Annotated in this window: 20 protein-coding genes, 1 pseudogene and 1 riboswitch; of the genes and pseudogenes, 10 read left to right on the top strand and 11 right to left on the bottom strand. The window is 54.6% G+C overall.

Features of this window, described 5'->3' with window-relative positions:
* The first annotated feature begins 178 nt into the window (after window positions 1–178).
* Window positions 179–1060: a protease HtpX gene (htpX, locus tag GXP72_RS14050; protein WP_014884290.1), complete on the top strand. Its 882-nt coding sequence runs from the start codon at window positions 179–181 to the stop codon at window positions 1058–1060.
* A gap of 50 nt (window positions 1061–1110) precedes the next feature.
* Here htpX and GXP72_RS14045 read toward each other — a convergent pair whose 3' ends face one another.
* Entirely contained in the window at window positions 1111–2484 is a 1374-nt protein-coding gene (locus tag GXP72_RS14045; RefSeq protein ID WP_024909721.1) for an MFS transporter, read from the bottom strand.
* Window positions 2485–2663: 179 nt separating this feature from the next.
* Here GXP72_RS14045 and kdgR point away from each other — a divergent pair, with 179 nt between their 5' ends.
* Window positions 2664–3455 carry a DNA-binding transcriptional regulator KdgR gene (gene kdgR, locus GXP72_RS14040; protein WP_023312208.1) on the top strand — a complete coding sequence of 264 codons (792 nt, stop codon included), beginning with the start codon at window positions 2664–2666 and terminating at the stop codon, window positions 3453–3455.
* Window positions 3456–3521: 66 nt separating this feature from the next.
* Here kdgR and GXP72_RS14035 read toward each other — a convergent pair whose 3' ends face one another.
* Window positions 3522–3761 (bottom strand): YobH family protein, encoded by a 240-nt coding sequence (locus tag GXP72_RS14035; protein ID WP_090419798.1) that lies wholly within the window; start codon window positions 3759–3761, stop codon window positions 3522–3524.
* 160 nt (window positions 3762–3921) lie between these two features.
* On the opposite strand from GXP72_RS14035, the gene mgrB reads away from it, so the two are divergent.
* From mgrB to rlmA, 7 genes and pseudogenes are all read left to right on the top strand, one after another.
* Complete coding sequence (gene mgrB, locus GXP72_RS14030; protein ID WP_006175995.1) at window positions 3922–4065, top strand: PhoP/PhoQ regulator MgrB; 144 nt, start codon at window positions 3922–3924, stop codon at window positions 4063–4065.
* 74 nt (window positions 4066–4139) lie between these two features.
* A complete protein-coding gene (locus tag GXP72_RS14025; protein ID WP_024909723.1) occupies window positions 4140–4430 on the top strand; it encodes a YebO family protein in 291 nt (96 codons plus the stop codon).
* 23 nt (window positions 4431–4453) lie between these two features.
* Window positions 4454–5443, top strand: a complete 990-nt coding sequence (locus GXP72_RS14020; RefSeq protein WP_208763015.1) for an MBL fold metallo-hydrolase — start codon at window positions 4454–4456, stop codon at window positions 5441–5443.
* Window positions 5444–5968: 525 nt separating this feature from the next.
* Window positions 5969–6113 (top strand): annotated as a pseudogene (locus GXP72_RS14015) (DUF2627 domain-containing protein).
* 13 nt (window positions 6114–6126) lie between these two features.
* Window positions 6127–6336 (top strand): transcription antiterminator/RNA stability regulator CspE, encoded by a 210-nt coding sequence (gene cspE / locus GXP72_RS14010; RefSeq protein ID WP_001062678.1) that lies wholly within the window; start codon window positions 6127–6129, stop codon window positions 6334–6336.
* 237 nt (window positions 6337–6573) lie between these two features.
* The gene (gene ftsI, locus GXP72_RS14005) at window positions 6574–8274 is read left to right on the top strand and encodes a peptidoglycan glycosyltransferase FtsI (RefSeq protein WP_090419808.1); all 1701 of its coding nucleotides are present in this window, start codon (window positions 6574–6576) and stop codon (window positions 8272–8274) included.
* A gap of 65 nt (window positions 8275–8339) precedes the next feature.
* The gene (gene rlmA, locus GXP72_RS14000) at window positions 8340–9155 is read left to right on the top strand and encodes a 23S rRNA (guanine(745)-N(1))-methyltransferase (protein WP_048992199.1); all 816 of its coding nucleotides are present in this window, start codon (window positions 8340–8342) and stop codon (window positions 9153–9155) included.
* On the opposite strand, the gene mntP is transcribed toward rlmA, so the two are convergent.
* The 5 genes from mntP to manX all read right to left on the bottom strand — a co-directional run bounded on the left by mntP (window position 9152) and on the right by manX (window position 13307).
* Window positions 9152–9718 (bottom strand): manganese efflux pump MntP, encoded by a 567-nt coding sequence (mntP, locus tag GXP72_RS13995; protein ID WP_048992281.1) that lies wholly within the window; start codon window positions 9716–9718, stop codon window positions 9152–9154. The two genes, rlmA and mntP, sit on opposite strands and share 4 nt — an antisense overlap.
* Before the next feature lie 10 nt (window positions 9719–9728).
* A riboswitch (yybP-ykoY riboswitch) is annotated at window positions 9729–9918 on the bottom strand.
* Between the two features lie 198 nt (window positions 9919–10116).
* Window positions 10117–10575, bottom strand: a complete 459-nt coding sequence (locus GXP72_RS13990) for a DUF986 family protein (RefSeq protein ID WP_048029444.1) — start codon at window positions 10573–10575, stop codon at window positions 10117–10119.
* Window positions 10576–10630: 55 nt separating this feature from the next.
* On the bottom strand, window positions 10631–11482 hold the full coding sequence (locus tag GXP72_RS13985) for a PTS mannose transporter subunit IID (RefSeq protein WP_006810994.1): 852 nt from the start codon (window positions 11480–11482) through the stop codon (window positions 10631–10633).
* Between the two features lie 12 nt (window positions 11483–11494).
* On the bottom strand, window positions 11495–12295 hold the full coding sequence (gene manY / locus GXP72_RS13980) for a PTS mannose transporter subunit IIC (protein WP_024909729.1): 801 nt from the start codon (window positions 12293–12295) through the stop codon (window positions 11495–11497).
* Window positions 12296–12341: 46 nt separating this feature from the next.
* Entirely contained in the window at window positions 12342–13307 is a 966-nt protein-coding gene (gene manX, locus GXP72_RS13975; protein WP_148770121.1) for a PTS mannose transporter subunit IIAB, read from the bottom strand.
* 462 nt (window positions 13308–13769) lie between these two features.
* On the opposite strand from manX, the gene yoaE reads away from it, so the two are divergent.
* Window positions 13770–15329: a CNNM family cation transport protein YoaE gene (yoaE, locus tag GXP72_RS13970; RefSeq protein ID WP_032647743.1), complete on the top strand. Its 1560-nt coding sequence runs from the start codon at window positions 13770–13772 to the stop codon at window positions 15327–15329.
* 6 nt (window positions 15330–15335) lie between these two features.
* On the opposite strand, the gene GXP72_RS13965 is transcribed toward yoaE, so the two are convergent.
* From GXP72_RS13965 to pabB, 4 genes are all read right to left on the bottom strand, one after another.
* Window positions 15336–16934 carry a cyclic diguanylate phosphodiesterase gene (locus GXP72_RS13965; RefSeq protein ID WP_208763014.1) on the bottom strand — a complete coding sequence of 533 codons (1599 nt, stop codon included), beginning with the start codon at window positions 16932–16934 and terminating at the stop codon, window positions 15336–15338.
* A 130-nt stretch (window positions 16935–17064) separates the two neighbouring features.
* Window positions 17065–18429, bottom strand: a complete 1365-nt coding sequence (sdaA, locus tag GXP72_RS13960; RefSeq protein WP_208763013.1) for an L-serine ammonia-lyase — start codon at window positions 18427–18429, stop codon at window positions 17065–17067.
* A gap of 185 nt (window positions 18430–18614) precedes the next feature.
* On the bottom strand, window positions 18615–19193 hold the full coding sequence (locus GXP72_RS13955; RefSeq protein WP_048029449.1) for a CoA pyrophosphatase: 579 nt from the start codon (window positions 19191–19193) through the stop codon (window positions 18615–18617).
* A gap of 6 nt (window positions 19194–19199) precedes the next feature.
* Window positions 19200–20525: an aminodeoxychorismate synthase component 1 gene (gene pabB, locus GXP72_RS13950; protein WP_208763921.1), complete on the bottom strand. Its 1326-nt coding sequence runs from the start codon at window positions 20523–20525 to the stop codon at window positions 19200–19202.
* Window positions 20526–20576: the final 51 nt, after the last annotated feature.

Genomic DNA, 20576 nt, shown 5'->3' with positions numbered 1-20576 from the left:
AAGAAATTGTGCCTGTTTCTTTTTGTTCTTCATCCTTCCGTCAGCCAGATTTCCAATTGTGTAAAGTTGTGTCTTTCTGGTGACTTACGCCCGCCGGATGCTTGAAAATAACCGGAATACCCATACGATGTGGGTAATCGCATAGTGCGTTTTGTTAAACTGAGGTAAAAAGAAAATTATGATGCGAATCGCGCTCTTCCTGCTCACCAACCTGGCGGTCATGGTGGTTTTCGGGCTCGTGCTAAGCCTGACAGGAATTCAGTCGAGCAGCGTTCAGGGTCTGTTGATTATGGCGCTGCTGTTTGGTTTTGGTGGCTCGTTCATCTCCCTGCTGATGTCGAAGTGGATGGCACTGAAATCGGTGGGTGGTGAGGTTATTGAACAGCCGCGTAACGATATGGAACAGTGGCTGATGAATACGGTGGCTCAGCAATCCCGTCAGGCCGGCATCGCCATGCCGCAGGTGGCGATTTACCATGCCCCGGACATCAACGCGTTTGCCACGGGCGCCCGTCGCGATGCGTCACTGGTTGCCGTCAGCACCGGTCTGCTGCAGAACATGAGCCGTGACGAAGCTGAAGCGGTTATCGCCCACGAAATCAGCCATATCGCCAACGGTGACATGGTGACCATGACCCTGATTCAGGGTGTGGTGAACACCTTCGTGATCTTCATCTCCCGTATCCTGGCGCAGATTGCGGCTGGCTTTATGGGCGGCAACCGCGACGAAGGTGAAGAGAGCAACGGCAACCCGCTGATCTACTTCGCCGTGTCGATGGTTCTGGAACTGGTATTCGGTATTCTGGCCAGCATCATCACCATGTGGTTCTCTCGTCACCGTGAATTCCACGCGGATGCCGGCTCTGCGAAGCTGGTTGGTCGTGAGAAGATGATTGCCGCGCTGCAGCGTCTGAAAACCAGCTACGAGCCGCAGGAAGCGAACAGCATGATGGCCTTCTGCATTAACGGTAAATCCAAATCGCTGAGCGAGCTGTTTATGTCTCACCCGCCGCTGGATAAACGTATTGAAGCGCTGCGCAGTGGGGAATACCTGAAGTAACGCCAGGAACCCTAATAAGCCGGGCAGGAGAACACTCTGCCCGGCTTTTTTTATGCCTGAACCCTGGGCTGTGTCACCCGCAGGCCGCTGACGACCGCCGCGAGGGAAGCAAGGGCACCTGCGGTGAGAAGCGCAATGTGGTTACCGTTTTGTCCGGCAAGGTTAAACATCAGGGCGACCAGTGCCGCACCGCTGCTTTGGCCCAGCAGACGCGCGGTCCCCAGCATACCGCTGGCTCCTCCGCTGCGATGACGCGGCGCGGAGGTGATAATGGTGTGGTTGTTAGGGGACTGGAACAGACCAAACCCCGCGCCGCACAGGATCATGCGCCAGATGATGTCCAGATCGGTTGGCGATGACGGTAGCAATGCCAGCGCGAAAAGGCCTGTCGCCATCACCGCCAGCCCCAAAGCACCCAATAAACCGGCATGGACGCGTTCAATTAAATAACCTGCCAGCGGTGCCATCACCATGGTCGCCAGCGGCCAGGGGGTGAGCAGCAGGCCGGTCTCCACCTCTGAACGTCCAACCACGCTTTGCAGAAAGAAGGGTAGGGAGACCAGTGCCAGCATCTGGGCGCAGAACGAGCAGACAGACGTGCAAATGGAGAGGGAAAAGAGGGGAATACGCAGCAGATCAACAGGCAGTAGAGGCACAGGGAGAGTGAGCTGGCGGCGAACAAAGAAGAAGCCGATCGCCAGCAGGGCGATAAGCTCCGCGCCGGTAAGCATCAGAGACTGTCCCTGCGCAAATCCGCTCAGCGCCGTAATCAACAGGCCAAAGGTCAGGGCATTCATCACCGCACTCGCCACATCGAAGCGCGGCATGGTGCTTTTGGGACCGTTAGCGGGAAGAAAGCGCAGGGCAAAGAAGATGGCGACAATACCCAGCGGCACGTTGATGGCGAACAGCCACTGCCATGACGCAACGGAAAGGATCGCCGCCGCAATCGTTGGCCCGGCGGCAGAAGAGACGGCGACAATAAACGAGTTTATCCCCATTCCTCGCCCCAGATGACGCTGCGGATAAATTAAGCGGATCAGCGCCGTGTTTACGCTCATGAGCGCCGCGCCGCCAAAACCCTGCGCAATGCGGGCAAGCGTCAGGGTATGCAGTGAATCTGAAAGAGCACAGAACAAAGACGTAAAGGTGAAAACCACCAGACCGCACTGATACACCCGACGGTAACCGAACATATCGCCCAGGAAAGAGAACGAGAGCAGGGAAACCACGATCGCAATCTGATAGGCGTTAACAATCCATATCGAACTGGCGGGAGAGGCGTGCAGGTCGCTGGCGATGGTTGGCAGGGCAACGTTTGCGATTGCGCCGTCAAGGACCGCCATTGATATACCGATAATGATGGTCGCTATCGCGCCATACCGCTGGGGTAAAGGCAGGCCATCGGAAAGGGTCTTTTCCATTAGGGTTAAAAAAGCTCAGCGTGAAATTATTCTCAGGGTAACTATTTTAGCATTGTTACAGCCGTGATATGTCGCAGATTTGTAACGAAGTAAACGGGGATTGATTGCAGGTGACATGACGGGAACTTATAATAAAAACCGGTTCTGATTTTTATAAAACACTCGCTATGAGGTGGTAAATGGCTATTGCGGATTTGGATAAACAGCCAGATTCTGTTTCTTCCGTGCTGAAGGTGTTTGGCATCTTACAGGCTCTGGGAGAGGAGCGTGAAATAGGTATTACAGAGTTGTCACAGCGCGTGATGATGTCAAAAAGCACCGTATATCGCTTTTTGCAGACCATGAAATCGCTGGGTTACGTTGCCCAGGAAGGCGAATCTGAAAAATACTCCCTGACGCTGAAGCTGTTTGAGCTGGGTGCCCGCGCGCTACAAAATGTTGACCTGATCCGCAGCGCCGATATTCAGATGCGTGAAATCTCTCGCCTCACTAAAGAGACCATCCATCTCGGCGCGCTGGATGAAGACAGCATAGTTTACATCCATAAAATCGACTCCATGTACAATCTGCGCATGTATTCGCGCATTGGTCGTCGCAACCCGCTCTATAGTACCGCCATTGGTAAAGTTCTGCTGGCGTGGCGCGATCGTGAGGAAGTGAAGCAGATCCTCGAAGGCGTGGAATACAAGCAAAGTACCTCACGAACCATTACCAGCACGGACGCGCTGCTAACGGTGCTCGATCGCGTACGCGAACAGGGGTATGGCGAAGATAACGAGGAGCAGGAAGAGGGACTGCGCTGCATCGGCGTTCCGGTATTTGACCGTTTTGGCGTGGTGATCGCGGGCTTAAGTATCTCCTTCCCAACCTTACGTTTTTCTGAAGAGCGTCTGCATGAGTATGTGGCTATTCTCCACACTGCCGCACGTAAGATTTCTGAACAGATGGGGTATCACGACTACCCGTTCTAATCTCTGTTCACATAAAAAAACGCCGCATCTGTTGCGGCGTTTTTTGTCGGTCATTTACCCGGCTGACTAGCCATTATCAATCACGACGGAAGTCTTACGCAGGACCGGACAGTGGGTTAAGCCAACAATCCCGCTGTCAGTATGCAGATATTGCGCAGTGCTCATTCCTTGTGCTGTTAAGTATTTACACTGAATGCCTAACCCGGCAGCATTTTCGGTGCTTCCCACAAGTACGCCATAACCCGTTAGCAGAAGGCCAATCCAGACAATGGCCAGTGCAATAATTGTTCGAATGATTAAGCGCATCATTACCTCTTTTATCGTTGTTATCATAATGCTAGCGTAAACGGTTTACGAAACGAAACAAGTGCAGGATTCTGAAAAAAGCGCGATGGCGGCACAGTTAGCCCTTGTTTAAGATAAGCGTGATAACCTCGTTACATCAGGTCATTAGACGGAGTGTGGAGTGAAAAAAATACGCTGGGTAATTCTGATTATCGTGCTGATAGCGTGCGTGGTGTTATGGACGCAGACGATCAATGTGATGTGCGATCAGGATGTACAGTTTTTTAGCGGCGTTTGCGCAATCAATAAATTTATTCCGTGGTAACACGCATTTTTTCTCAAGGTGATGTCCTTCCTTCGCGCCAGTGGTAAAATAGACGTTTTTATTGAGGTGGTGAAATGGGTGAGTTACTGAATTCAGGGCTGCTGAATATAGCATCCCTGATGATTTCTTTGGTTGTTCTGCTTGTCGGGCTGGTCATTTGGTTTTTCGTGAATCGCGCCAGTTCCCGTACTAACGAGCAGATTGAACTGCTGGAAGCGCTGCTCGATCAGCAAAAACGTCAGAATGCGCTGCTACGCCGTCTGTGTGAGGCTAACGAACCGGAAGAGAAAGACGCGCCGAAAGACGCAGTCGCTGAAGATAACAAAGACGAAGATGACTTTATCCGCCTGGTGGCTGAGCGTTAATCTTTTTGTCCTGGGAGGTGGCTGTGGTCTGGAAAAACCCCTGGTATGACCCCTCCCTGAAACATCACACCCCGAACGGTTTTCGTAATACCGATCCTGTTGGACATCAACCCGGCGACCTTGACCGCTGGCGTAAAGCGCGTAAAGAGGCCGGATTACCGAAGCCGCCCGCGCTGGGTTATGAAGACTTTATCCGCCAGTGGTGGCAACCGGTTGAGCTTACGCTACCTCAGGAAGATGGGGTATGGTGGCTCGGACACGCGAGCGTGTTGCTGCAGCTGGACGGCAATATCATCCTTACCGATCCGGTGTTTTCTCGACGTGCTTCTCCGCTCCCTTTCCTGGGACCACAGCGCAAAACGCCTCCCGCGCTGTCAGTCGACCAGCTTCATCAGCTTGATGCGGTCGTCATCTCCCATAATCATTACGATCATCTTGATGACGCAACCCTTCGCCGTATCCTCAAACGCTTCCCCGACGTCAGTATTTTTGTTCCGTTGGGCCTCGCCGACTGGTTTCGTCGCCGGGGAGCAAAACGCGTGGTCGAACTCGACTGGTGGCAGAGTTTCACCTCGCAGGGGATGACGCTGACCGCCGTACCGGCACAGCACTGGAGCATGCGCACGCCATGGAACCGCAATCGTTCCTTATGGTGCGGCTGGGTGATGGAAGGACGGCATCACCGTTTCTGGTTTAGCGGTGATACCGGTTATTCACCTGAGCTGCTGTTAATTCCTGAACGCCTGGGCCAGATAGATGCCGCCGCGTTACCGATTGGTGCCTATGCCCCACGATGGTTCATGGCTGTCCATCATATGGATCCGCAATCTGCGGTGGCATTGTGGCAGCAGCTGGGCTCACCTCTGGCGTTCCCTATTCACTGGGGCGTGTTTGAACTGGCAGATGAATCCTTAGATGAACCTGTGCAGGAGTTAACTCACGCACTCGATAATTTAGCACCAGTTAACCATTCTTTCAGGATACTGAAGATTGGTGAATATTTATCCTTATAAACGAAGCGATAAATTGTTGCATATATTGTTGATGTAAAGGCGCGCAGGAATGTTTTATTTTTATCGAAACGTTTTGCTTGCCTTCTTTTGATGCAGAGTCATAAAAATTTCATTATTTTGGTGCATAACGCTGTTTATTCGCTGGTGCATTTTAATACAGCTGGGCGCGGGTTATTAACACTGTTTTTTCTCTGAAACAATTTGGTCGCGTTACAATGATTTAAGCATAAGTTTTCACAAATTGTTCTAACTCAATCAAGACGTAAGATTTCTTTTCCTGTTTGCTGGACGGTTCGTAATGATTGAGCTATGTTAAAAAAGTCTTAGATTACAGCGGTTGTGAAAGCAACGCTGGGTCTTTGTTACGCAGCAGGGCTGTCTGGACGTGATGCGCATAATTGTGCAAAACCTGACAGGCACTGTTCGAATTTGTGCGGCGGATCGAGACATGTTTAAAAATGGCTTGCCATATTAAACATAGTGTGTGATAACACGTTTTGGGTCAAACGAGGTACAGTTCTGTTTATGTGTGGCATTTTCAGTAAAGAAGTCCTGAGTAAACACGTTGTCGTTGAATACCGCTTCTCTGCCGAACCTTATATTAGTGCCTCATGCAGTAATGTCTCAGTTTTATCTCAGTTAATGCCTGCGGGCTAAGAAAACACTCTAAGGAATTTTGCAAAATGGCAAAGATTAAAGGTCAAGTTAAGTGGTTCAACGAGTCTAAAGGTTTTGGTTTCATTACTCCTGCTGACGGCAGCAAAGACGTGTTCGTACACTTCTCTGCAATCCAGGGTAACGGCTTCAAAACTCTGGCTGAAGGCCAGAACGTTGAGTTCGAAATTCAGGACGGCCAGAAAGGCCCAGCTGCAGTTAACGTAACTGCTATCTGATCGAACCGCTGCTGACTGAAGCGCTTAGCACTTCACTCTCAGACATAAAGCCTCGCATAACGCGGGGCTTTTTTATGTCCTTAATCTTTCAAAATATTACCATTCACGGTCTTGTTAGTAACTTGTTGCAAAGCTGCGAGGTTAGTAGCACTGTTTCGCCTCCCTAAGCGCATCTTTTCCCGTTAAATCAGGGCGTTGTTTAACAGTCCTGGGGTTCAGGTGAAGAAGAAATTGATAATGACCGCTGGCAATTTCACGCCAGCGCGTTTTGCGCTGCTCTGTTTAGCTATTTTCTGTAGTCTGGCCTTTTTACTTGGCCGCGTAGCCTGGCTGCAAATCATCAAGCCTGACAATCTGGTGAAGCAGGAAGATATGCGCTCCCTCCGCCAGCTGGCGATTGATGCGCCGCGCGGCATGATAATGGATCGCGAAGGTCGTCCCCTGGCGGTGAGCGTGCCTGTACGGGCCGTTTGGGCCGATCCTAAAACGGTGCTGGCAAAAGGAGGCGTTGGCGTCGACGAACGCTGGCAGGCGTTGGCAAACGCGCTACATCTCTCCCTGGGCGCACTCTCGGCGCGAATCAACGCCAACCCGCAGGGCCGTTTTATTTATCTTGCCCGTCAGGTCGATCCGGCACAGGCAAAGTGGATAGATAAACTCAATCTGCCCGGCATCAATTTACGCGATGAATCCCGCCGTTTTTATCCTGCCGGCCATGTGGCAGCGAACCTGATTGGCTTCACCAATATTGACGGGCAGGGCATTGAGGGCGTGGAAAAAAGCTTCAACGCGCAGCTGACCGGCAAGGCGGGTGTGCGCCAGGTAAGGGAAGATCGCTATGGACGCGTGGTTGAAAACCTGACGGAAGTTGCGCCCGCGCCGGCGCATAACATCCAGTTAAGTATCGACGAGCGTCTGCAAACCATCACCGAGGATGCGCTCGATAATGCCGTGGCCTGGAACAAGGCCGAGTCTGGGGCCTCGGTGCTCATTAATATCCCCACAGGGGAAATACTCGCCATGGCGAGCTATCCGGATTTCAACCCCAATAACCGGGAAGGCGCAACGATAAACGATTTTCGCAACCGTGCGATCAGCGATACGTTCGAACCGGGTTCCACGGTCAAGCCGCTGGTGCTGATGACGGCCCTGCAGCAGGGGCTGGTGCAGCCGGACAGCGTCATTGACACGCATCCGTATACCCTCGACGGGCATCGTATCCGCGATGTGGGCTATTATCCTGAACTGACAATGACCGGGATCCTGCAAAAATCGAGCGACACCGGCGTGTCCCGACTGTCCCTGGCAATGCCTGTCCAGCATCTTATTGATACCTACCGAAATTTTGGATTCGGCACGAATACGGGGCTTGGCTTAACGGGTGAGAGCGCGGGGCTGTTGCCCCAGCGTAAATACTGGAGCCAGCTCGACCGCGCGACATTTGCCTTCGGCTACGGGCTGATGGTGACGCCGCTCCAGCTGGCGCACGTCTACGCCACGATTGGCGGCTTCGGGCTTGAGCGACCTCTCTCGATTACGCGTATCGATCCCCCTGTTATCGGGCAACGCGTCATGCCAGAAGAGATTGCGCACGAGGTGGAGCATATGATGGAGAGCGTTGCGCTGCCGGGCGGCGGAGGGGTTAAGGCCGCCGTTCGTGATTACCGGGTGGCGGTGAAAACCGGTACGGCGAAGAAAATTGACGATAGCGGGAAGTATGTCGATAAATACGTCGCCTACACCGCAGGGGTTGCACCTGCCAGCAATCCGCGTTTTGCCCTGGTGGTGGTGATTAACGATCCGCAAAATGGTGCCTACTACGGCGGGGCCGTCTCCGCCCCTGTCTTCAGTGAGATTATGGGCAACGTGCTGCGTCTGGAAAATGTGAAACCTGACGGGTTACCGGCAGGGTCCGATCACCTTATCGTTATGCGTTAACCGGGCGTTTATAACCAGGGCGAATAGCGGTACACTTCGCCCTTTGATTATGCTCCGGAGTCACCATGTCCTTCAGCTGTCCCCTTTGCCACGCCCCCCTGACGCACTCAGATAAAAGTTATACTTGTCCGCAGGGGCATCAGTTTGATAGGGCAAAAGAAGGCTACGTGAATCTTCTGCCGGTGCAGCATAAACGCTCCCGCGATCCAGGCGACAGTGCAGAGATGATGCAGGCGCGACGCGCATTTCTTGATGCCGGGCACTATCTGCCGCTGCGGGAGACCGTCGCGCAGATGCTGGATGACATTCTGCCGGATTCAGCCACCGCCATGCTCGATATCGGCTGTGGGGAAGGATACTACACCGCACGGTTTGCGGAGGTTGCTCGTGAGAAGGGCGCACAGACGTTCGGTCTGGACGTGTCGAAAGTGGCGATTCGCGCAGCGGCAAAGCGTTACGCGGACGTGACGTTCTGCGTGGCGTCCAGCCACCGGCTGCCGTTTGACGATGCCAGCATGGACGCGGTTATTCGCATTTACGCGCCCTGCAAGGCGGAAGAGCTGGCTCGCGTGGTAAAACCGGGCGGATGGGTAGTCACCGTGACGCCGGGCCCGCGTCATCTGATGGAGCTGAAAGGGCTGATCTACGACGAAGTGCGTCTGCATGCCCCGCATTCTGAGCAGCTGGCCGGTTTTACCCTGAAGCAAGCGGAATCGGTGGCGTACGAAATGACGCTGAAAGGGGAAGAGGCCGTCGCGTTATTGCAGATGACGCCGTTCGCGTGGCGGGCAAAACCGGAAGTATGGGAAGCGTTAGCGGCACACTCAACATTTGGCTGCCAGACGGACTTCAGTATCCACCTCTGGCAGCGCGAAGATTAACCGGCGAAGTGTGCCCAGAGGATTTGGGCACCAATGCCAATCAACACAATCCCCCCCAGGATCTCAGCGCGTTTACCCAGCAGCGGGCCGATAAACCGTCCGACCATCATGCCCAGCGTGGACATAATCAGGGTTGCGCAGCCGATGGCCAGCGCGGTGGCAATGATATTGACCTGCAGGAATGCCAGACCGACACCGACGGCCATCGCATCAAGGCTGGTGGCAATGGCCGTGGTGACCAGCAGCCAGAACCCGTGGCGGTGCTGAGGCTCCTCGTCTTCTTCATCGCTGCCGCGAAAACCTTCAATCACCATTCGGCCACCGAGAAATACCAGCAGGACGAACGCAATCCAGTGGTTCCACTCCAGCACGAACTGGCTGGCGAGCATGCCAAGACCCCAGCCGATAAGCGGCGTCAGCGTTTCGATAGCGCCAAAAATCAGACCGGTACGCAGGGCTTCTGAGAACTTAGGTTTGTGGAGCGTGGCGCCTTTTCCGATGGAAGCAGCGAATGCGTCCATGGACATGCCAAAAGCGAGAAGGATCGTAGCGGAGATATTCATAACAGCGTCCAGACCGGGGATATCCATATGACACATCACTGCCCCCAGTAAACAGCAGTTGATGTATCTATGGTCTCGCCTGATCGCGCTGCACATAAGATGTGCTGTCAGCGATCCGTACGTGCCACGTTTTTCAACGAGTATGTTGACACGTACATTTCCTGCGAACAGGAAATCGGCTACTCCCCAACGACGGGCGCAACCTTAACATATTTTGAGAATATAAAACAACATTGAAGAGGCATTATTTAAAACACTTGTTGATAACGATTTTCATTTGTCTTTAAGCGTGAAAATATCGTTAACAAATAGAGATAAAATTAACGAAGGAGATATAGCTTTGGCTATATTTCTTGCGCAAGATAAACGCAATATATAGCCATTGCTATATATCTAACTCATTGAGTTTTAACGAGTAACTTGTATATCTTTTCCAGGTCGTCAATATTCTTCACCCGAATAAGCAGGCGGCGTTGTTCTAATTGCATCACCAGCACGCCGTCTTCGGATAAATTCATCTCTTTAATACGGTTATATTCTATCCACACATTGGCGAAGAAAAATCCGTGGGATTTAAAAATGATTTTCGGCGTGCGGATCCAGAACAGATAAATCGCCATTAATGCCAGCGCACATAATAACCATGTGGTTAATAATGCACCATGGCTGGTAACGTTATTGTAAATAAGAATGGCGATGAGACCCACGAAGATAAAGGCATCCACGCGCCCGCGTCGCAGAAGGGGAAGGGAGAGCAGCGTCTCGCCGTGACGGCGGGGCATGATGAACTCGTCATAGATCGCGTAAGCCAGAAGGGCAACAACAAATAAAACCAGTACGATGTCCGTGACAGTCATTCATCCTCCAGATAAAAAAAACCGGGGGCAAGCCCCCGGCCTATAGCATTGATACTTACAGACCCAGCAGGCCGACGGCGTAGCCCGCAATACCGATGACGAAGAAGCCAACGATGATCCACAGCGGGTTCACTTTCTTACGCAGCAGCCACATGCAGGCGAAGGTCAACAGCAGCGGGACCAGGCCCGGCATCAGCTGATCCAGAATCGTCTGCACGGTGGTGACGCGCGTCTGACCATCCTGCCCGGTGATGGTTGATACCACCAGCGGGATGTTCACGTGCGTCCACTTGTTAACCAGTGCCCCCATGACAAACAGGCCGAGGATTGACGCCCCCTCAGTCAGTTTCTGCAGGAAGCCGCCGCCCATGTCCTTAACGATGTCCACCCCTTTACGGTAGCCATAGGCCACGCCGTAGTAACGGGTCAGCAGACGCACGGCGTTGAACAGGATGAAGAACAGCAGCGGGCCAAGCAGGCTGCCGCTCATCGCGATACCGGCACCCAGTGCCGCGAAGACCGGACGCACGGTACCCCAGAAGATAGGGTCACCGACACCGGCCAGCGGACCCATCAGACCGACTTTGATACCGTTGATAGCACCATCGTCAATCTCTGCGCCGTTTGCACGCTGTTCTTCCATTGCCAGCGTTACGCCCAGTACGGGAGCCGCAACGTAAGGATGGGTGTTAAAGAATTCCAGGTGACGCTTGATGGCCTGACGGCGCGCTTCGTTGTTTTCCGGGTACAGGCGTTTGATCGCCGGTACCATGGAGAAGCAGAAGCCCAGCGCCTGCATACGTTCGAAGTTCCATGAACCCTGAAACAGGTTAGAACGGATGAACACGCCACGAATATCACCCGGAGTGAGTTTTTTCTCGGTGGTAGTTTTTGTCATATCAACCATTTCGCTCACCTGTTAGTCCAGTTCGTTATCGAGATCGTTGTTACCAGCAGCCTGCGCTGGGGCACCCGCGACGCGGTTATATTTCGGGCTGAGCTGGATGTAGAGAATCGCCATCACCGCACCGATCACACCCAGTGCAACCAGGTTGAAGTTGGTGAAGGCCGCGGTCACGAAGCCGAGGTAGAAGAACGGCATCAGGTAGCCTGCGCGCATCATGTTGATGACCATCGCATAACCAACGACCACGATCATACCGCCCGCGATGTTCAGGCCGCCGGTGACCACTTCAGGAATGGCGTTCAGCATGCTCTGGACTTCACTGGTACCCACAGAGATCGCCACGATAACCGCCGGGATCGCGATACGCATCGCCTGCAGGAACAGGGATGAAACGTGGATCCATGACAGGGCCGTGAGGTTGCCGTTGTCGGCCGCCTTATCCGCCGCGTGCTGGAAGGCAACGGTAATAGTACGAACGATGATGGTCAGAACCTGGCCTGCGGCTGCCAGCGGGATTGCCAGGGCGATACCTGCACCAATACTCTGGTGACCGGCAATAACCAGAACGGTCGAAATGATAGAGGCCAGCGCGGCATCGGGCGCAACCGCCGCGCCGATGTTCATCCAGCCCAGGGCGATCATTTCCAGGGTACCACCGATGATGATACCGGTTTTCATGTCACCCAGAACGGCCCCAATCAGGGTACAGGCCACCAGCGGGCGGTGGAACTGAAATTCATCAAGTACGGATTCCATACCCGCAATACATGCGACCACGAACACCAGCACAATCTGAAGAGTGGTAATCTCCATTGCACTTCTCCTATTACGTAAACTTTATATGAGAACCGGCGCGGGCTTATTTCCCAACTTTGCCGATCAAATCCATCATTTTCAGTTTTTGATCCGTGGAAACCTTACGGGCTTCCAGCTCAATACCGCGCGCATTCAGCTTGTTGAATGCCTCGATATCTTTCGCATCGACTGAAATGGCGTTGTTGACCTGCGTTTTGCCCTGACGGAATGCCATACCACCAATGTTCACGGAGGTGATTTTCACGCCGCCTTCAACAATGCGCTCAACGTCTGTCGGGTTAGTGAACAGCAGCATCACGCGTTCACCCGCGTATTTCGGGTTGTTGTAAACGCGGATCATCTTGGCGACATCCACGACGTGCGCGGTAACGCCAGGAGGAGCAACCTGAGTCAGAAGGGTTTTACGAACGGAATCGGCGGCCACTTCGTCGCTGACCACGATAATGCGTCGAACGTTGGTCTCTTTGGTCCAGCGCGTGGCGACCTGGCCGTGGATTAAACGGTCATCAATACGCGCAAGGCCGATAACCATGTAATCGTTCGGGCCCATCGGTTTTGCCGGTGCTACCGCTTTCGGTGCCGCTGCAGGCGCAGGGGCAGGTTTTTCAACCGGCTGCGCTTTCAGGGCCTTAACCCCTTCGCGACCAGTTTCAACGGCCAGTGCCACCAGCTCATCGAACGCCGGATTGTCGTCGCGCGCCATGAAGGTTTCCACCAGCATGGGAATGTTGACCCCGGCGACAACTTCATAGTGCTCTTTATCGACGACAATGCGGCTGGCAGCATTGAACGGGCTGCCGCCCCATGTATCAACGAGAAACAGCACGCCTTTGCTGGTATCCAGCTTCTCGAGTTGAGCGTTGTACTTCTCAATCAGCGTCTCGGCGTTTTCACCGGGAACGAAATCGATCCAGCCGACGTTTTCCTGCTCGCCCAACAGCATCTCTGCCGTTTTGAGTAGCTGCTCAGCAGCCCAACCATGTGTGCCTATGACAATAGCAATGGTCACTTGCTACCTCCTTTTATTATCATTAATACGCCTGCCAGGCAGTCGTACTGAGAATCGTATTGGCGAACCGAATCGATTCAGATAAGGGTTAGAGTTCAAAAAACTAAGACTTCCGCGAATTATTTTAGATAGTGAAAAAATAATTTATGTGATGAAGATCCGTAATTTAGCCACGCGTTACAGATTTATCTGTAGCGTAAAGCGGCTGTGTTACAGAACTTTGCAAAGGAACGTAAATCTTTGCTAAAAACACAGTGTCTCTGATATGTTTAGCCTCCGTTTAATTGTTCAGGAGTATAGGGCTACAGCCCACTATATGGACCGTCACCGACGTCAGTCATCTACCAGGCCATTTCGCGCCTTATTCACCGGCGATCCTCGCCACGTATCGACTCTGTTTACCTCTGTTTTGCCCACATTGAGTGGGGCACCGTTTCGTCATTCCTTTAGCAGGAGCTTGTCATGGAATTCTTAATGGACCCGTCAATCTGGGTGGGATTGCTCACGCTGGTGGTGCTGGAGATTGTTCTCGGCATTGATAACCTGGTGTTTATCGCCATCCTTGCGGACAAACTGCCGCCAAAACAGCGTGATAAAGCGCGTCTGATTGGTCTCTCGCTGGCGCTGGTCATGCGACTGGGGCTGCTCTCCGTCATCTCCTGGATGGTCACGCTGACCAAACCGCTGTTCTCCGTCATGGATTACACCTTCTCCGGGCGTGATTTAATCATGCTGATTGGGGGGATATTCCTGCTCTTCAAAGCGACGACAGAGCTTCACGAGCGGCTGGAAAACCGTCAGCACGATGATGGGCACGGTAAAGGCTATGCCAGCTTCTGGGTGGTGGTACTGCAGATCGTGGTGCTTGATGCGGTCTTCTCGCTGGATGCGGTGATCACGGCGGTCGGCATGGTGAACCATCTACCGGTAATGATGGCGGCTGTCGTTATTGCAATGGCGGTGATGCTGCTGGCCTCGAAGCCGCTGACGCGCTTCGTCAACCAGCATCCAACGGTGGTCGTGCTGTGTCTGAGCTTCCTGCTGATGATTGGTCTGAGCCTGGTGGCGGAAGGCTTTGGCTTCCATATTCCGAAAGGCTACCTGTACGCCGCGATTGGCTTCTCGATCCTGATCGAGCTGTTCAACCAGATTGCGCGTCGTAACTTTATTAAGCAGCAGTCGAATCAGCCGCTGCGTGCCCGTACCGCAGATGCCATTCTGCGCCTGATGGGCGGTCGTCGTCAGGTGAACGTTCAGTCTGATTCCGAAAACCATAATCCGGTTCCGGTCCCGGAAGGGGCGTTTGTGGAACAGGAACGCTACATGATTAACGGCGTGCTCTCCCTGGCCTCCCGTTCGCTGCGCGGCATCATGACGCCGCGCGGGGAAATCAGCTGGGTCGATGCTAACCTGAGCGTGGATGAAATTCGCCAGCAGCTGCTCTCTTCACCGCACAGCCTGTTCCCGGTGTGTCGTGGTGAGCTGGATGAGATCATCGGCGTCGTGCGGGCGAAAGAGATGCTGGTGGCCCTGGAAGAGGGCGTCAACGTGGAAGCCGTTGCTGCGGCGTCGCCTGCGATTGTCGTGCCGGAAACCCTGGATCCGATCAACCTGCTCGGGGTGCTGCGTCGCGCTCGCGGTAGCTTTGTTATCGTCACCAACGAGTTTGGCGTGGTGCAGGGGCTGGTCACGCCGCTGGACGTGCTGGAAGCGATTGCCGGTGAGTTCCCGGATGCAGACGAAACGCCAGAGATTGTTGCCGACGGTGAAGGCTGGCTGGTTAAAGGTACCACCGACCTGCACGCGCTCTCGCACACGCTGGGGCTGGAAAACGTGATTAACGATGAAGAAGACATCGCGACCGTTGCCGGTCTGGTGATCGCCGTTAACGGGCAAATCCCGCGCGTCGGAGATGTGATCGAGCTTTCGCCGCTGCACATTACGATCGTTGAAGCCAACGACTATCGCGTTGATATGGTTCGTATTGTTAAAGAACAATCAGCCCACGACGAAGATGAGTAAGCCGGCTTAGCGCAGCGGCATTAAGGGCACGATGTGCCCGTTATGATGCGCTGGCGGGGGCGCGCTCCCCGCCAGCCACTTCGGAAAATCCCGTAGCGGCATGGGCCGCGCATAGAAAAAGCCCTGCAGGACAGGCACGCCGTGGCGGCGCAAATAGCGCGCCTGCTCCTCTGTCTCGACCCCCTCAGCAACCAGTTCAATATCAAGCCGCTGGCCCAGCGCAATAATCATATCCGTCACCGTCGAGTTCACGGCGTCGGTGCCGATGGCGGTGGTAAAGGACTGGTCGATTTTCAGTACGTCCGGGTGCAGCTTCTCAAGCCAGGAGAGAGAGCTGTTTCCGGTGCCAAAATCGTCGATGGCGAGCTTCACCCCTTTGCGATGCAGTTCGCGCACGATGCGATAATCCGCATCCAGCAGCGCATCCCGTTCCGTGAGTTCTATCACCAGCTGCTGGCGCGGAAAGGCGCTGAACCAGAGACGGTTCAGGTCCTGTATCAACACCGCGTGACGGAAATGGCTGGCGGCAACGTTAATGCCGATGTGAAAACCGGCGCTGGAAGGGAAGTAGCCTATCTGGCGCACCGTTTCGGCGATGACATAGCGGGTCAGGGGGACAATCTGGTTATGTTCTTCTGCCAGAGGAATAAACACCTCCGGGGTGATCCAACCCTGACGGGGGTTGTTCCAGCGCAGCAGGATCTCCACGCCAGTACACGCCTGGGTGCGGGCATTCACCAGCGGCTGGCAGAAAAGCTCAAATTCCCGCCCCGCAATGCCCATATCAATCTCCCACGTAAAGCTCATCCGGTTTGCCGTCGCCAGCCAGGCGAGATAGCCCAGCAACAGGCTCAGCATAAGCCCCAGCGGCAGCTGGGCTGGCAGGCTTTTTAAGGCTAATGCTCCAGGACCTGGCCCGCTGACCGTAATGGTGAAAGGATTTCGGGTTGATGACTGCTGGAAAAGAGAGTCTTCATCATCAAACGTCAGGCTGTCGCTGACGCGTTGACCATAGCGCAGAAAGCGATCGCCCACGGTCAGCGCCACGTCATTGATAAGCGGGCGCTGGGGCTCGAGGATCATTTTGGCGATCAGATCGATATTGATGATCTCGATGACGCCTGCTTCACCGTCCTGAGAAACGGGATACCACTGAATCAATATCGGGCTGTCCTTAAGCAACCACTGGTCGGTGGATAAAATCAGCTTCGTCGTGCTGGCGGGGAGTTCTTTCAGGAAGTCACGAACGGGCACATCGCGGCTTCCGAAAATACTCGAGCAGTACAGGATACCGTCTTTAATCAGGGCGATAGAGCGTACCGTCTGCAAAATGGCGGCCTGCTTTCGCAGCGCCAGGTGCGCCTGGGGACAGGGCTGTCCCACCAGGGGCTGCAGCACGCTGCGGCGGTTCTCCAGAGAAAGCAGTATGTTATCAAGAGCGCGGACGGTGTGGCTGGTAAAATCGAGGATCCGCTGTTGGTTAACATTGCGCTGTGAAATAAAGCGAATGCCTAACGTCAGGATGAGTGTGAGGAGCGCAACCGTGACACAGACGATAACGCGTTTTCGGCGATAGTTTTTAATGATCGTTTGTGCAGTTTGCATGAACGGTCGCCTGATAAGCCACCAGCCACAAAAGCCGGACGCAACAGTGAAAGTGTAGTGGGGAAAACAGCGGGAGACGAGGAAGAAGAGGGAAATTCGCCCATCCGTTGCAGATGGGCGAAAGGCAGTATTAGTCGCACTGCACCTTAATGGCCAGGCCACCACGGGACGTCTCGCGGTACTTCGCGTTCATGTCTTTGCCCGTTTCGTACATGGTTTCAATCACCTTATCCAGCGATACGCGAGGTTCGCTGGTACGGCGCATCGCCATACGTGAGGCGTTGATGGCTTTCACCGAGGCAATCGCGTTACGCTCGATGCACGGCACCTGCACCTGGCCCGCGACCGGGTCACAGGTCAGACCGAGGTTATGTTCCATACCGATTTCAGCCGCCACGCAGACCTGCTCAGGGCTTGCGCCCAGCAGCTCTGCCAGACCTGCCGCCGCCATGGAACAGGCCACGCCGACTTCACCCTGACAGCCCACTTCCGCACCGGAGATGGAGGCGTTCATCTTGTACAGCGCACCGATGGCACCTGCCGCCAGGAAATAGCGAATATAGATGTCCGGCGTCACGGGCTCAATAAAGTGGTCGTAATACGCCAGCACCGCAGGAACAATACCGCACGCGCCGTTGGTTGGCGCCGTCACGACGCGGCCACCGGCGGCGTTCTCTTCGTTAACGGCCAGGGCAAACATGTTTACCCAGTCAACCACGTTCATCGGGTCGTTGGAAAACTTGTCCGTGGTCACCAGCATACGGCGCAGGGCGGAGGCACGACGCGGTACGCGCAGTGGACCCGGCAGAACGCCTTCGGTGTTCATCCCGCGATCGATACAGGCGCGCATGGTTTGCCAGACGTTCGCAAAATAGTCTTCAATCTCTTTTTTGCTGTGCAGGGCCAGTTCGTTCTGCATCACCATACCGGACAGTGAAAGACCGGTCTGTTTGCAGTAACCCAGCATCTCGGTCGCCGATTTGAACGGGTACGGTACGTTGACGTCGCCGACGCTGTCTTTGCCAAAATGCTCTTCATCCACGATGAAACCACCGCCGATGGAGTAGTACGTCTTGCTGTAGATCTCTTTTTCACCGCTCCAGGCGTGAATGGTCATGCCGTTTTCATGCAGCGGCAGGTTGTCGCTACGGAAACGCATGCCGTCATCCTGCGGAAAATCGACTTCCTGCTGGCCGTTTGCCAGCAGCAGGCGGCCGCGTGTTTCCACGTCGCGGATAAATGCCGGGATGGCATCAATATCAACGGTATCCGGCATGTTGCCTGCCAGACCCATAATAATGGCGATATCGGTGTGGTGGCCTTTACCCGTTAATGACAGCGAGCCGTAAACATCCACGGCGACACGGGTAACGCTTTCCAGTAATCCTTTTTCGACCAGATCATCGACGAACTGTTTACCGGCCTTCATCGGGCCAACAGTATGGGAAGACGAAGGGCCAATTCCCACTTTGAACATGTCGAATATACTAATCACTTTCACACTCCTGACAGGGTTACCGGGGTTCCAGTAACGATGTTATAACTGCGCATAGTGTAAGAGGGAACACCGACCTCGGCTTAACTATTCACATGAATTAAACTAATGGTTAACGATGGGTTTTGCTAATAGCGCGACGCAGATCGCAAACCTGGCAGAAGAGGGCGGAATGTAAAGTATAGTCAAGGCTTCAGGCCGATTTGCAACGCCAGCTCACGAATAATGCCCGCCGTCATGCCCCAGACAAAATAATGCTGATACCAGGACAACCAGACCCGATGGTCATGCCCACGACGCTGAATATCCAGCGGGTGGTAACGACTCAGTCGGAGGGCTTCCTCCAGCGGCATTTCAAACACCGCGGAGACTTCATCGACGCTGGCGTGATACTGCAGGCCTGGCGGGATAATGCCGACAACCGGCGTGACCTGAAAACCGGTGACGCTGTCGACGGGCGGCAGCACGCCGATGACCTCAACGGCCTCCGGCGGAATGGCCACCTCTTCCTGCGCTTCGCGCAGCGCGGCGGCAATCAGCGAGGCGTCGGAGCTGTCTACCGCGCCCCCCGGAAAAGCGACCTGACCCGCGTGCTTGCGTAAATGGGCGGAACGCTGGGTGAGCAGCAGGCCCGGCTGCGCGCGACGCACGACCGGGATCAGCACGGCCGCCTGACGTTGATTCAGCGCTTCGCGGTTAACCTGCGGCCGTAATAGCTGAAAACGCGATAAAAAGTCATCCAGCGTCAGGTTCTCTTTTTCCACCCGTGATTACTCCAGTTGTTTCAGGATACGGTTAACTTTATCAAAGGTTTCCTGATATTCCGCATCGACCTCACTGTCGGCAACAATGCCGCCCCCGGCCGAACAGTAAAGGTTTCCGTTGCAGGCGGTCAGCGTACGAATGGTAATGCTGGTATCCAGCGTGCCGCACAGACTGATATAGCCGATGCTGCCGCACCAGGCGTTGCGGCGGTGCGGCTCCAGCTCATCAATGATCTCCATCGCCCGCACCTTTGGCGCGCCGGTGATGGAGCCGCCCGGGAACGCCGCGCGCAGCAGGTCGCAGGCCGTGCGCGAGTCAGGCAGCCGCGCGGTAATGGTGCTGACCAGATGATGCACCGCCGGGAAAGGCTCGACGACAAACAGTTCCGGCACGCGGACGCTGCCCGGAACGGCCACCCGGCCAATGTCGTTACGCATCAGATCGACAATCATCAGGTTTTCGGCGCGGTCTTTCGGCGAGGCGGCGAGTTTTTCCGCCTGCTTGCGGTCGGCGTCGGGATCGGCAAGACGCGGCAAGGTGCCTTTAATCGGACGGGTTTGAATCGTGCCCTCGGCCAGATGAATAAAACGCTCGGGCGACAGGCTGAGGATCGCCCCCTGTTCCAGACGCACAAACGCGCTAAACGGCGCCTTATTGCTGGCATTAAGACGGGTAAACGCCTGCCACTCATCTCCCCGATATGTCGCCTGGAAGCGCTGGGCAAGGTTAACCTGGTAGCAGTCGCCGCTTTGCAGATACGCCTGAACGCGCGCGAATTTTTCGCCATACTCCGCGGCGCTCATGTTCGAGCGCCAGTCGGAGGTCAGCGTGAATGGCCCGGCAGGTGCAGGCTGCTGTGCCTCAAGCCACGCCAGACGCGCCTGCACGTCACGATGGCTCAGCAGGGAAACCGTTTTTTTCTGGTGATCAACAACTAACGCCCAGTCATACAGCCCCACGGCCATGTCGGGCAGGGAAATATCAGCCTGCGCATGCTCCGGCAGCGTTTCGAAACGGCGACCCAGATCGTAGCCAAACAGGCCCAGCGCGCCCCCCTGAAAAGGAAGGTCCGGGTTGGGTGTGGCAGATAAGCCCAGCGCGTTAATGTCGTGCTGAAGCTGCACCAGCGGATCGTCCGTCAGCGAAAGGTCATCGGTTGTCAGCGTCTTCAGCGGATCGGCGACCAGAATATCAAAGCGGCTATAGGGATGATCCGCATGGCCGGAATGCAGCAGCATCGCAAACGGAAGATGGCTCAGGCGGGCAAACCAGTATTCAGCGGCGTCTGTCCGCCAGGGCAGGGTAATAACAGTGGGGAAGCGCATGTTCATGTATGGCATACTACCGGGCAGCGTGAAATAATTAGCGCGAATAATTTAGCA

Source organism: Enterobacter sp. SES19, assembly GCF_011765665.1.
In the GTDB taxonomy this organism is placed as follows: domain Bacteria; phylum Pseudomonadota; class Gammaproteobacteria; order Enterobacterales; family Enterobacteriaceae; genus Enterobacter; species Enterobacter pseudoroggenkampii.
The sequence above is the reverse complement of the archived record's forward strand: the minus strand, read 5'-3'. Positions and strand labels throughout refer to the sequence as shown.

Bases quoted from the DNA above. Each gene is read 5' to 3' on its own strand.
- htpX (WP_014884290.1), top strand. From the start codon at position 179: ATGATGCGAATCGCGCTCTTCCTGCTCACCAACCTGGCGGTCATGGTG.
- GXP72_RS14045 (WP_024909721.1), bottom strand. From the start codon at position 2,484: ATGGAAAAGACCCTTTCCGATGGCCTGCCTTTACCCCAGCGGTATGGC.
- kdgR (WP_023312208.1), top strand. From the start codon at position 2,664: ATGGCTATTGCGGATTTGGATAAACAGCCAGATTCTGTTTCTTCCGTG.
- GXP72_RS14035 (WP_090419798.1), bottom strand. From the start codon at position 3,761: ATGCGCTTAATCATTCGAACAATTATTGCACTGGCCATTGTCTGGATT.
- GXP72_RS14025 (WP_024909723.1), top strand. From the start codon at position 4,140: ATGGGTGAGTTACTGAATTCAGGGCTGCTGAATATAGCATCCCTGATG.
- cspE (WP_001062678.1), top strand. From the start codon at position 6,127: ATGGCAAAGATTAAAGGTCAAGTTAAGTGGTTCAACGAGTCTAAAGGT.
- ftsI (WP_090419808.1), top strand. From the start codon at position 6,574: ATGACCGCTGGCAATTTCACGCCAGCGCGTTTTGCGCTGCTCTGTTTA.
- rlmA (WP_048992199.1), top strand. From the start codon at position 8,340: ATGTCCTTCAGCTGTCCCCTTTGCCACGCCCCCCTGACGCACTCAGAT.
- mntP (WP_048992281.1), bottom strand. From the start codon at position 9,718: ATGAATATCTCCGCTACGATCCTTCTCGCTTTTGGCATGTCCATGGAC.
- GXP72_RS13990 (WP_048029444.1), bottom strand. From the start codon at position 10,575: ATGACTGTCACGGACATCGTACTGGTTTTATTTGTTGTTGCCCTTCTG.
- GXP72_RS13985 (WP_006810994.1), bottom strand. From the start codon at position 11,482: ATGGTTGATATGACAAAAACTACCACCGAGAAAAAACTCACTCCGGGT.
- manY (WP_024909729.1), bottom strand. From the start codon at position 12,295: ATGGAGATTACCACTCTTCAGATTGTGCTGGTGTTCGTGGTCGCATGT.
- yoaE (WP_032647743.1), top strand. From the start codon at position 13,770: ATGGAATTCTTAATGGACCCGTCAATCTGGGTGGGATTGCTCACGCTG.
- GXP72_RS13965 (WP_208763014.1), bottom strand. From the start codon at position 16,934: ATGCAAACTGCACAAACGATCATTAAAAACTATCGCCGAAAACGCGTT.
- pabB (WP_208763921.1), bottom strand. From the start codon at position 20,525: ATGAACATGCGCTTCCCCACTGTTATTACCCTGCCCTGGCGGACAGAC.